9 protein-coding genes are annotated in these 12,816 nt (G+C 45.8%); 3 read left to right on the forward strand and 6 right to left on the reverse strand.

Translation table 11 applies throughout. The features are described from left to right. Nucleotides 1–693 precede the first annotated feature (693 nt). The 3 genes from LKE33_00475 to LKE33_00485 form a co-directional block, all read right to left on the reverse strand. Complete coding sequence (locus LKE33_00475) at nucleotides 694–2,238, reverse strand: AbgT family transporter (GenBank protein ID MCH3949410.1); 1,545 nt, start codon at nucleotides 2,236–2,238, stop codon at nucleotides 694–696. 717 nt (nucleotides 2,239–2,955) lie between these two features. Next, the gene (locus tag LKE33_00480) at nucleotides 2,956–4,491 is read right to left on the reverse strand and encodes an AbgT family transporter (protein MCH3949411.1); all 1,536 of its coding nucleotides are present in this window, start codon (nucleotides 4,489–4,491) and stop codon (nucleotides 2,956–2,958) included. 148 nt (nucleotides 4,492–4,639) lie between these two features. Further along, the gene (locus tag LKE33_00485; GenBank protein ID MCH3949412.1) at nucleotides 4,640–6,184 is read right to left on the reverse strand and encodes an AbgT family transporter; all 1,545 of its coding nucleotides are present in this window, start codon (nucleotides 6,182–6,184) and stop codon (nucleotides 4,640–4,642) included. Between the two features lie 184 nt (nucleotides 6,185–6,368). On the opposite strand from LKE33_00485, the gene LKE33_00490 reads away from it, so the two are divergent. Next, entirely contained in the window at nucleotides 6,369–7,016 is a 648-nt protein-coding gene (locus LKE33_00490) for a hypothetical protein (GenBank protein MCH3949413.1), read from the forward strand. 416 nt (nucleotides 7,017–7,432) lie between these two features. On the opposite strand, the gene LKE33_00495 is transcribed toward LKE33_00490, so the two are convergent. From LKE33_00495 to LKE33_00505, 3 genes are all read right to left on the reverse strand, one after another. Further along, the gene (locus LKE33_00495) at nucleotides 7,433–7,903 is read right to left on the reverse strand and encodes an L-2-amino-thiazoline-4-carboxylic acid hydrolase (GenBank protein ID MCH3949414.1); all 471 of its coding nucleotides are present in this window, start codon (nucleotides 7,901–7,903) and stop codon (nucleotides 7,433–7,435) included. Between the two features lie 90 nt (nucleotides 7,904–7,993). Then, nucleotides 7,994–8,980: an agmatinase family protein gene (locus LKE33_00500; GenBank protein ID MCH3949415.1), complete on the reverse strand. Its 987-nt coding sequence runs from the start codon at nucleotides 8,978–8,980 to the stop codon at nucleotides 7,994–7,996. Between the two features lie 76 nt (nucleotides 8,981–9,056). Next, nucleotides 9,057–10,289 carry an Nramp family divalent metal transporter gene (locus LKE33_00505; protein MCH3949416.1) on the reverse strand — a complete coding sequence of 411 codons (1,233 nt, stop codon included), beginning with the start codon at nucleotides 10,287–10,289 and terminating at the stop codon, nucleotides 9,057–9,059. A 212-nt stretch (nucleotides 10,290–10,501) separates the two neighbouring features. Here LKE33_00505 and LKE33_00510 point away from each other — a divergent pair, with 212 nt between their 5' ends. Then, nucleotides 10,502–11,281 carry an IclR family transcriptional regulator gene (locus LKE33_00510; GenBank protein ID MCH3949417.1) on the forward strand — a complete coding sequence of 260 codons (780 nt, stop codon included), beginning with the start codon at nucleotides 10,502–10,504 and terminating at the stop codon, nucleotides 11,279–11,281. Then, a complete protein-coding gene (locus LKE33_00515; protein ID MCH3949418.1) occupies nucleotides 11,281–12,504 on the forward strand; it encodes a Zn-dependent hydrolase in 1,224 nt (407 codons plus the stop codon). The genes LKE33_00510 and LKE33_00515 overlap by 1 nt, the downstream gene beginning before the upstream one ends. The last annotated feature ends 312 nt before the right edge of the window (nucleotides 12,505–12,816 follow it).

Consider the following 12,816-nt stretch of genomic DNA (forward strand, 5'->3'; position numbering starts at 1 on the left):
ACCCCAACATTTATTATAGAACCCAAAAATAGGCCGTGAAGAATGCAGTCGCATTTCTTCACGGCCTATTTTTCGCAGGTCGCGAGTCGCTGGCCGCAGGTCGCCCAATGCCATAAGCAAGAGACTGAAAGCGCCTTTTTAAAATAAAACCTGAAATTTAGATTAGCTCCTAAATTTCAGGTTTTATTTTATATTTTATTTGAATCAAAAACTTTAACACACTGCTGCAGACGAGCCTATCTGCCGTAAGCCAAAAGCCAAATGCGCTTTTATTTTTTAATTTTTCTTTTTTTGCGCTGTACGAAAGATGGGTGCAGATGTAAGGGAACCAATGACTAATTCAACGCACCATCTTCATGCATCTGCGCTGATCTCTCGTTGTTGACAAAAGCTCGACTTACACCCGGTAAATCATCGCTTTGTCGCCTAGAGAGATACAGCGCATTTGCGCGAATCTGGCACGTCTCATTTAGTCATCGGCTCCCTAGAAGGCTGACTTAGGGACCCGAGATAATACAAAAATAGTATATCGAGCGGTTCCTAAGTCAGCCTGACAAAGCAGATGTGCCCATATTTCTGCGCCGGACAGAAAAAGTTTCCCTACAAAAAGCTCTGGCCCAATAGACGCCCGAGACAAGTCGAGGGCTCTATTGGGCCAGGTGCCTTTTTTAACACTTATCTAAATTTTACCACTTACAGTACGCCGGGAGGCAGCTGCATCCCCACCCCCGGTCCAATCGGCAGACCCAGGGTCATCCAGATGATGAGGAAGATAATCCAGCAAATCTGGAGGACGACAGCAATAGGAATCAAGTTGGAAACGAGAGTTCCGATAGCCGCCTTAGGCATGTATTTTTCCTGAGCTACGGAAAGAATCATCCAAAGGTACGGGTTCATGGGCGTGAAGCAGTTCGTCGGGGAGTCACCCAAACGATACAGGAGCTGTGTGAAGCCCGGATGATATCCCAGAAGCATGAACATCGGGATAAAGATCGGAGCGAAGATAGCCCACTTTGCCGAACCGGAGGACATGAAGATGTTGACAAGGCTCGTAATGATAATGAAGACTACGCACATCGGAAGACCCGTAAAACCAACGGTCTGCAGGAAATCGGCACCGGAAATCGCAAGCAAAGTTCCCAGGTGGGTCCAGCTGAAGAGGGCCTGGAACTGGCCGCAGAAGAAGCAGAATACGACGAATGCGCCCATACCGCTCATCTGGTGAACCATGGCTTTGTTGACATCTTTAATGGTCTTGAAGGAGCCTGTAGTTACGCCGTACGTAATACCGGCCAGGGAGAACATGATAAAGAGCAGAGGAATAAGGCCTTTGAGAAGCGGAGATCCCACGAAGGTATGTCCATCCTTGGAAAGAATACCCGTAAAGAAGCCCACGGCCAGAAGGATAATATACAGAACGATGACAAGTCCTGCACGATTGAGGCCTTTGATTTCAAGTTCCGTCACACCGCCCAGTTCCTCATCAGCCCCGGGCCCTTCATACTTCCCGAAACGGGGTTCTACGATTTTGATGGAAACGAGGGCAATCACAGCGGCACAAAGGAAAGTGGAAACGAACATGAAGTACCAGTTGCACGTGACATCGACGGCAAAGACGCCGGCCTTTCCAAAGAAACCGTCGATTGCCTGGTTCGTAAGTCCCTGAAGCAGGGAATCCGTACCGGCAATCATGAGGTTGGCGCCAAAGCCTGCTTCCGCACCTGCAAAGCCGACCATCATGCCGACAACAGGATGTTTCTTGACGCCGATATAAGCAACGGCGGCAAGCGGCGGGATGACAACCATAGCCGTATCGGAAGCGATGTTACCGCAAACGCCGAGAAAAGCTACGATAAAGGGAACCAGAGACGGCGGCACGTTCTTCATGCTCCGGCGCAGCAAAGCAGCGAGCATGCCGGATTCTTCACAGAACCCGATGGCGAGCGTCATCGTAATGACAAGACCAAAAGGAGCAAATCCGGTAAAGTTTTTGACCATAGTTGTCAAAAGCCACTGGATACCTTCCTTGGTGAAGAAGTTCTGGGAAGCCACAAGCTTATGGGAAGCCGGGTTTTCCAGGGCAAAACCAGCCTGCGTGCAAAGGGCGCCGACAATGGCCGTAATTACAAATAAGATAGCAAATAAGATGGCGGGAGGCGGCAGTTTGTTGCACACGCGTTCGACCGTGTCAAGGAAGCGGTCAAGAAGACTGGATTTCTTTTGAATCTGGTTTTCCATTTCTTGGTAAATCCTCCTTTAAGGAAAGTTCACAGCCACTATGAGAGATGGCTCAAGGGCTTCGGAACGACAACGCCGGTCTGACAGATTCTTCCGCAATTTAAGTCGGCTTCATCAGGGTAAGGGTTCAAGGCCAAACGCGTTGACATCGCAAGTCCGCAGGTCAAAGACAGTGCTTTTTCAAAATTGTCTAGTATGAAAGGACAGTGGCTATGTGGTTAGATGAGAAAACGTTCGAATTTCATCTAAATTTTGTTTCTATTATAACAGATTTTAAGCTTAAAGGGGCAGATTTTTTATATTTTTCTAAAAATTTGTCTATTCGATACGGACAAAGTAGAGATTCTTCGCAAAAAATATTCGTGTTTTTTCCCCTATTTTTAAGTGGTCATCTTCCCTATTTTGTTGCATTTAAAATTACAAATTATAATTCCACTGCCCGTTACCATTTTTTCTTGTAAGCATTGCTTAATTTTGTGATAGATTTTCTACCTCTCTTTATGATTTTTTCTCACTTCATTTTTCTGTTTCCGAGAAAAGAACGGCATCTTCCCTTTCCTATCATCGTTCGGTTCTTTCAAAAAGCCTATTGCTTTTATTCATTCATGATAAAGTGACTACAGCGATTTTACTTTCGCAGGCTGCCTATAAACTGAAAAAAGGGACTGTGAAAAATGCGTAACCCACACTCTTCACAGTCCCTTTTTTTCATTGAAATTACAAAACCCCTGCAGGAAGCGTAACACCCACGCCCGGCCCAATAGGAATACCGGCCAAGACCCAGATTACCATGAAGATAATCCAAATCACCTGCATAATAAGTGCTACAGGAAGCAGATTGGATATCAGCATGCCCAGTGTGCAGTCAGGCATGTATTTTTCCTGTGCCACGCTGAGGCACATCCACAGATAAGGCATCATCGGCGTAACGGCGTTCGTCGGAGAATCGCCTAACCGATACAGCAGCTGCGTAAATCCGGGATGATACCCGAGCAGCATGAACATAGGCACAAAAATCGGTGCTAAAATCGCCCACTTGGCAGAACCGGAGGACATGAACAGATTGATGCATGCCGTAATCAGTACGAAGACAATGCACATCGGAAGCCCGGTAAAGCCGACCGATTTCAGGAAGTTTGCCCCTTCAATGGAGATCAGTGTCCCCATATGCGTCCATTTGAAAAGTGCCTGGAACTGGCCGCAGAAAAAGCAGAATACGATGTAAGCTCCCATGGCAGACATCTGTTTGACCATCGCTTTGTTGACATCTTTCATATTCTTAAATGTGCCGACCGTCCATCCGTAGACAATGCCAACGAGACTCAGTGCAAAGAACAGAATTGGAATAAGGCCTTTAAGCAGTAAAGAACCAACCAGCGTATGTCCATCTTTGGAAAGAACACCGGTAAAGAACCCGACGGCGATAAGCACTATCATCACCAGCAGGGCAAGGCCTGCATTCCGCATACCTTTCTTTTCCAACTCCGTAGTTTCCTGAACCGTATCAAGCGTTTCTCCTTCGTATTTGCCAAGGCGCGGTTCCACAATCTTAATGACAGAATACCCGATGACAAGAGAACACAGAAAGGTGGAAGCTACCATGAAGTACCAGTTGCAGGTTACATCAACGACAAAGGAAGAATTTCCCAGGAAACCCTCTATAGCCTGATTGGTCAGGCCCTGAAGCAGAGAATCCGTACCGGCTATCAGAAGATTCGCCGTAAAACCCACGTTGGCACCGGCATAGCCGCAGATCATGCCGGCAATAGGGTTCTTGCCGACACCTAGGAAGACGATGGCACCCAGCGGCGGAATCACAACGGCCGCCGTATCGGAGGCAATATTGCCGATTGTCCCGGCAAAAGCAACAAAATACGGCACCAGATTGGGCGGTACATTTTTCATGCTGCGATTAAGAAGGGAAACCAGAAGTCCGGATTCTTCGCAGAACCCGATGGCGAGCGTCATGGTGATCACGAGGCCTAAGGGTGCAAACCCGGTAAAGTTCTTAACCATCGTTGTCAGCAGCCACTGTATGCCATCTTTCGTGAAGAAATTTTGAGAATAGACCATCTTATGTGTAGCCGGGTTTTCCAGTGCGACTCCGCTCTGAGTCAAAATGGCGCCTAAAATAGCTGTAATGACAAAAAGAAATATAAACAAAATAGCCGGAGGCGGCAATTTATTGCATACTCTTTCGACCACGTTTAAAAACTGGTTCAATTTTCCCTTATTTCCCACTCTTGTTTCCATAAAATAGCCTTCTTCCTTTTAAGAGATATTTTCAGGCTGTCTTTTGCGAATTCAGATAAAATGTCGTTTCAAAAAGCTAAAAATACTCCCTTCCGGCATTGCGCCGGGAGAGAGTATTTTATTCAGTATTTAGAGAGTTCTATACCTTTTAGAGAACTCCGGGCGGCAACTGCATGCCAACACCAGGACCGATAGGAAGACCCAGGGTTTCCCAGATAATCAGGAAGATAATCCAGGCAATCTGCAGTACCACAGCGATCGGAATCATGTTCGAGATGAGAGTACCGATAGCAATATCAGGCATATACTTTTCCTGTGCCACGGAAAGAATCATCCAGATGTACGGGCTCATCGGAGTGAAGCAGTTGCCCGGGGAGTCGCCCAGACGATAGATGAGCTGCGTAAAACCAGGATGGTATCCCAGGAGCATGAACATAGGCACGAAGATAGGTGCCAGAATCGCCCACTTGGCGGAACCGCTCGATACGAAGATGTTGATGCAGGCCGTAATGAGGATAAAGGCAACGCACATCGGAAGACCGGTGAAGCCGATGCCCTTCAGGAAATCAGCACCGGAAATAGCCATCAGCGTTCCCAGGTGAGTCCAGTTGAACAGAGCCTGGAACTGGCCGCAGAAGAAGCAGAAGACTACATAAGCCCCCATGCCGCTCATCTGCTTGACCATAGCCTTGTTGACGTCTTTGATGCTCTTGAAGGATCCCGTTGTCACGCCGTACGTGATGCCGGCAATACTGAACAGGAAGAACAGAATTGGAATGAGGCCCTTAAGGAGCAGGGAACCAACGAGCGTATGACCATCCTTGGAGAGGACACCTGTAAAGAACCCGACAGCAAGGACAATGATGTAAAGCACTACAGCAATACCTGCATTGTGGAGTCCCTTGATTTCAAGAGGCGTTACTTCCTCAATCATGCCGTCTTCTTCCTTGCTATGGTAGACAGGGAAGCGCGGTTCTACGATCTTGATGGAAACAAGACCAATGACGAGAGAGCACAGGAATGTCGATGCAATCATGAAATACCAGTTACAGGTAACGTCGACGACGAACTTGCCCGGTGTGCCAAGGAAGGCATCAATTGCCTGGTTCGTAAGGCCCTGAAGCAGGGAGTCGGTCCCGGCAATCATGAGGTTGGCCGTAAAACCAGCCTGCGCGCCTGCATAGCCAACGATCATACCGACTACAGGGTTCTTCTTAACGCCGATGTAGACGAGTGCTGCGAGCGGCGGAATGACGACCATAGCCGTATCAGAAGCGATATTGCCGACGGTTCCTAAAAATGCAATGAGGAAAGGAACAATGGCCGGCGGCACATTCTTCATGCTGCGGCGAAGCATGGTAACAAGCATTCCCGATTCTTCACAGAACCCGATGGCCAGCGTCATGGTGATAACGAGCCCTAACGGAGCAAAACCTGTGAAGTTCTTGACCATACTGGTAAGGAACCATTTAACGCCTTCTTTAGTAAATAGGTTCTGGGAATACACCATTTTCTTCGTTGCCGGGTTCTCCAGGCCAAATCCCGAAGAAGTAAAAAACAGCCCCACGACGGCAACGATAAGGAACAGGATACAGAACAGGATAGCTGGGGGCGGCAGCTTGTTACAGACACGTTCAATCGTGTTGAGGAAACGATCTACCCAGGATTGTTTCCGTGCATTTGTTTCCGGCATAAGTACTCCTCCTTTGCGTTAAAGCAGAATTATTTATGAAAGCCTCCCCGTGAGACCATCATTATCAGAATATTTTCACAGTTTAATTATATCATCCCTACCCTCAAGCGGTCTAGTAAAAAGGCCGCGGCCCATGCTATAATGGGTGGTATCGTATTGTCCTCAAGATAAAAAGGAGTCCATCATGGAAGACGTTGTCATCAAGATTTTGCCCGATTTTATTGGCTGGAAACTCCATACCCCAAAGGAATATTTGCTCTTTTTCCTGGTTCTTGCGACCGGCATCGCTGTCTTTTTCTGGAAGTGGAAAAAGATGAAGCAGGCACGTACACCGGAAAAGGCTCTGGAACGTGTAAAAGAAGCCATCAGGAAAGGATCCGGCAAGAAAGCCTGGTACTATCTGCCTCGGGACGGCTTTCCCCAAGGCATCGACCTCATTGCCCGCGTAGAAGGAACGCTCTTTCTCTTCAAGATTTATCACAAAGGGTACCGTGTTTACGGCAGCAGCCAGGAATCGACATGGCGCATTGCGGATAACGCGTCGAGCCTCATCGCAGAAAATCCCCTGCGCATCCTGGAAAAGGCGGAAACGCAGTGCCGGGAGCGCCTTCAGCAAAAAGGAATTTCGTCTGTTTCCATAAAGACGCTTGCCGTCTTTGCCGATAATTACGCCGAGCCTGCATTCTTTACGGATGAAGAAAGCAAAAAGCACCTTGCCTCAACGTCGACCCTCAGGAAAAATCTCCCCCACCTTTATCAAAAAACGGCGGGTACTGCTTCCGCAAAATCCCTCCAATCGGCCTGCGAGGCACTTTTTCTTGCGGCAGAGTGAAAACAGTTCATAAGGTATTTTCCCAAAGAATCTTAGCACTTTGCAAGAAAATAATACAAGCAAAGTGAACAATAAGAATTATTATAAATATTTTGTTCGCTATTTATTTCTTCTTATTTATACAACAATACTTTCCTTATGTCAAGAAAATGAGAGAAATATAAGGGACAACTTATGTTTATAATGTATACAAGATACACTCTCCAGCAGTGAATTTTCTTGCATCATGAGTCGTCTTTTCTGGTCTTGATCTAGAAAAAAAGCAAAAAGCCGAAGGTACTGCTTCCCTATGAATTCCAAGGAAAATGGTGCTTTCGGCCTTTTTCATAAGTCATACGGAAATTAAAATGTCAAAAAAAAATGCCGCAGCCTGAAATAATCATCAGTCTGCGGCATTTTCTGTCAGATGCTACATCTTATTTTTTCATGCGGAAACAGAATGTGCAATGACCATCTTTGTACATAATATGGTCATGGATACATTCCATCTCTTCGTTGTATCCTTTTACAATGGCTGGATCAATATTTTCGCAGTAAATCCGACCATACTTATCTTCTCCGGCTTTCATCCACGTTTCTGCAAATACACAGCGCGTGAAATCCTGATGGATTTCATCCTTGCCATATTGTGTATCGTAGCCGAACAGTTCACTCCGTTCCATATCATAGCTGGGCAAATAGGCAGCCAAATCATTTTTCTTGCCACTTTGCTCTGCCCGATGTGCAATATCCTTACCGCGGACAATTCCCCAATCGATAACGCTTTGTTTTAAAACAGCTAATCCCTTTTCACCAAACTCCTTTTCCATATTTTTGGCCAAAATAGAAAAGAAGCGAGCAAAAAGAACAAACATAGAAACAGGTTTATCCAATTTTTCTGGTTTCATAGCAAATTCCCTCCGCTGTACAGAAAGGACACTGATTTACAAGTTTTATTGCTTGTGCCCATAGAAAAATCAGTGTCCTTAAAAATTTTCTCACTTACCAGCCTTCAGGCGATGTTCAGCAACCCCATTCAGGAAATACAGTGCTGCCCAGCAGCCAACATGTGCAGCCGGTTGAAGCGTCAAAGTATCCGGATAGATTTCAACAAAATCCAAAGAAGAAGCACCGGCAAGACCTGCTTCATGAACCATCATCAACAACTCAAAGCTTGTTAAGCCGGCCATGTCTTGAGGACCCTGAGGCATAAAGGCAGCATCCAGACTATCTGCACAAATTGTCACGTACATGACATCTGTATCTTTGGAAGCGATTTCTATTGCCTTTTTAACGGAAGCTTCCCAACCATTTTTCTTGACTTCCATGCAAGGAATGACCGTAGCGCCATACTTTTTAGCGTTCTGTCTTTCTTCTTTGTGGTTTCTAGGCCCACGAATGCCAATATGGACAATCTTTGTCGGATCCATATTCGGATCATTATACAGACGATAGAAAGGTGAGCAGCGAGAAAGCTCATCATCACCAAAATGCGAATAGTTGTCCAGGTGCGCATCGAAATGCAGCACACCAACACGTTTCGGATGACGTTTTGCCATTTCACTAATCAGTGGATAAGCAATACCATGGTCACCGCCAAAAACAATAGGCACAGCACCGGCATCTATGATTTCGCCATAACTCTGGCGAATGGACTTAAAAGTAAAGTCATAGTTACCATTTTGTACGGCACAATCACCGTAGTCGGCAGCTTTCAATACGTCAAAGCAATCAAGATCAAATTCCGGCAGATACCCGGTATAGCGGATAGATGCAGAACGGATAGCCTTCGGTCCGTCAGTGCAGGAAGAATAACCGCCGATGGTGCAGCCGCCTTCCCAAGGTACACCCAAAATGGCTACGTCTACATCTTTCAATTCTTCCTTTTTCTCAATAACAGACAAATTAAGAAAGGAAGGAACGCCGCTGTAAATATTTGTCGGCAAGAAATTAGGATCATAGATACAAGGTTTGCTCTTCTTCATGAAACGACATCTCCTTTTATGACTAATATCTTTAAGATAGAAACAACATTGAACTACGGACAATTACGTTGCCGTCTTAGAACAGGCTGATAACACTGCTAATACCCAAAATCAAAGAAATAATGAAGATGGCTAATCCAAGGACTCTTTCCAATTTACTATTGACGTAAGGCCCCATCACACGACGGCTGCTAGTCAAGTAAATTGTTACCCCAACCACAACGGGAAGAACGATGCCGTTGACGCCCTGGGCCGTCATAATAAGAGCAATAGGATTAAATCCGTACCCTGCAATAACGATACCGGTAATCAATACCAAAAAGTTAGTGATGACATATCTCTTATCGGAACGATTTGTTTTCCATCCGAAAAGCCCTGCCAATACATAAGATACACCCATCGGACTGCAGACTGCACTGGAAATACCGGCAGCCACAAGACCTATTGCCATAAAAGGCTGAGCATACTGACCCAGCGTCGGTTCCAGCTGAACTGCCATATCCATTGCATTCCGAACCGGCATGCCGCGCATAACAGTTGCAGAAGTAACCATGATTGCACCGGTAACAATCCCACCTATCAGCATCGGAATGTTAGTGCCAAAACGGCAGAGCGGAAGCTCTTCAGGGGAATGCCAGGTCCGTTTTGCGGATGCTGCATGCAGAAAGAAGTTATAAGGAACGACAGTGGTACCAATCAGAGACAGACATGTCATTAGGCTCCCGCTTGGAACTGTAGGAATGCAGCCTCTCAGTAATTCACCTAAGTTTGGCCTTACGGCAAACATTGTAACTACAAATACAACTGCCATTACAATTACGCAAACACCCAGTAACTTCTCAAGATACTTTACCGCGTCTCCGGCAAAACTCAACAGAATCAAAATGCAGAAGCCCCATATAGGAGCAATAATACGAGTCGAAATTCCTGTTAACGCACTAATACCAATTGCAGTGCCCGTCAAGTCACCGCTCATGTACGCAAACCCACCGATAGTAATAGCCACTGCAACAAGACCGCAGAGCAAATTTCTAAGCGCAGGTCTGTCTTCAAAATCTTTAACCAAATTCTCTGCAAGCCCCATCTGGGTGATAATGCCCAATCTTGCAGACATTCCCTGCATCACTATAACTGCAATAACAGAAAAAATGATACACCAGAACAAAGTGAAGCCATACTCCGCCCCGGCCTTTGTAGAACTCGTAACTGTACCCGGCCCAATGAAGGATCCTACAATCAAGAATCCAGGCCCCAGGGACCTCATTTTTTCACCCCAGGTGAACTTTCTTTCAGCCTTCTTTTCTTCCATTTTAACGCAGCCTCCCTTTTTAGTGAAGTTCATTAAATCCCCTTTTAGCAGCTGACGCTTCGTTTTTTAGTGCTCATTTGTTACATTGTCGTTTTTTATGTTATATTGTAGTGTGTGATTACGTTATAGCAGTGTTTTATCAATTTGTCAAGCTAAAGTTTTTATGTTAATCTTTAAGCAGTTATATTCCACACAAAGAAAGGATAACTGAAATGAAATCTCCAGTTTTTAAGCCAATACAATCTGTCCAGCGGGCAATTGATATTATTGACTGCTTTGAAAGTGCCCGACCTGCACTGACTTTAGCCGAGATCAGCAAAAAAACTGGTCTTAATATTAATACTACTCGCGGCCTCGTCAATACGCTGCTTGCAAATCACCTGCTAGTGCGAGACCCTGAAACATTATCCTATTCATTGGGCATGTATTTTTTAGGAAAATCAGAATTAATTCGCAGCACGGTTGACAGCTATATCGTTCTTTTTAAACCAATCGTAGACAGTATTGCCGAAAAATATCATTTTGCCTCAAGCCTGCAGTTAGTCAACCAAGGACAAATTTACAGTGTATATTGCTCCTATCCTACTAGCCGCGCCTATTACATTGTCCTTTCGGAGTTTTCCAGCCTGCCAAAACATGCAACAAGTTCCGGAAAACTGCTTCTGTTGGATGAATATAAGAGAATAGGAGAATCCTGTCTTAACGATATTGAATTTAAACCTTATACAACCAATTCCATTCTTTCCAAGGAGGAACTTCTAAAGCAATTGAAAGAAATTGATAAGGTTGGATATGCTACAGAGTTGGAAGAATATACTTATGGTGTAGCAAGTGTGGCTGTTCCTATTTATGATAAAGACGACCACCTGCTGTTAACAATCAGCGCAACATTTTTCACAAAATATATGGAGCAAGTTCGGGAGAGTCTGACTTCTGAATTAAAATCAGTGGTAGCACAGTGGAGAAAGAATGAAAAGAAAGGAGTAAAATGATGAGTTCATCGTTCACATTATGGAAAGAGTTATTTACCTCGCTGGCAAAATTTGGTTTTCATGGGAAGAGCGGTACCACGCGTCTGTCCTGGTCCAGTGAATTTATGAGTGCCCAGAATTACCTGCTTTCGTATGCAAAACAGCTTTCTTTACCCGCAAAAATTGATGCAATGGGAAACCTCTGGATAACGTATCCGGGTAAAGATTCTTCTGCCGCTCCCCTTTATGTAGGGTCGCACGTGGATTCCGTTCCTGACGGCGGATCATTTGATGGTGCCCTTGGTGTGTCTTCAGCGCTTGCCACAGCTGCCTTATGGAAAAAAGAAGGATATGAGCCCACGCGGCCGGTTCAAATCATCGGTTTTGCCGAAGAAGAAGGTACCCGTTTTGGATTATGCTGCCTGGGCAGCCAGGCCATAGCCGGAAAACTTGCCGGGAAAAAGCCTGATGAGTTTGTCACAAAAGATGGGCAGAATCTGGAAGAACTCCTGAAAAAGTCGGGGCTCACGGGAGATCCTTTTGAAGCTAAGCTTGATAAAAAGGGCTCTTTTTTGGAGCTCCACATCGAACAGGGAGGAACCCTGGAAGAGGATGCGATTCCGCTCGGCATCGTGTCCGCTATCGTCGGCATCAACCGTTATATGGTGACAGTTTCCGGAGAAGCCAATCATGCCGGCACGACAGCAATGAATCACCGTCATGATGCGCTGGCTGCCGCTTCGGAATGCATTACTGCCCTGTATCAGCGGGCCCTTGACCATGGCAGGCAGTATGTTGCCACAGTGGGACACATAGAGGTCGAGCCGGATGCGATGAATGTAATCCCGGGAAAGGCCGTATTTTCTTTGGAATTCCGCAGTTCCGAAACGGCCATTATGGAAAATGCGCTGGCAGCCTTTAAGGAAAAAATTCCCACAGTGGAAAAGAAATACGGCGTCACGATCTCTGTTGAAGTGCTCGACCAAATTCCACCGGTTCCTATGGACAAGAACCTGATGAAAGTACTGCAGGAACAGGCAGAGGAAAATCATATTCCCTATGAGATTATGCCAAGCTGGGCCGGCCACGACTCCATGATCATCGGTCGGGATATGGCAACAGCCATGCTCTTTGTACCGAGCATAGGCGGCATCAGCCATAGTCCGAAAGAATTTACGAAAGATGAAGATATTGAAAAAGCCCTTATCGTCCTTGACGGCACAATGAGGGCACTGACAAAATAGTATTTGTGATTTTTATCAAAAGCACAAAACATGGGTTGTAAATAACAAAAAGAGCGCTTTTGGCAAATGGCATCTAGCTTTTAGCCTTGCATGCATAAAAGTGGTTGGTGGTTAGTGTTTAGCGGCTAGTACAATCGTGCAAGCCGCTAGTTTCTACGGGCGGGATACGGAAAGCGTGAAAAAGGGCCTGTAAAAAAATGAAAAGGCGCTTTTGGCTTTTGGCCTATGGCATATAGCCCAGTAAAGTGGACAGTGGCTAGTGGAGAGTGGTTAGCACTGTAGTGCTGGCAGCTACTTTGGCGAATTCTTGAG

This window comes from Acidaminococcus sp. (genome assembly GCA_022482815.1).
Taxonomy (GTDB): domain Bacteria; phylum Bacillota; class Negativicutes; order Acidaminococcales; family Acidaminococcaceae; genus Acidaminococcus.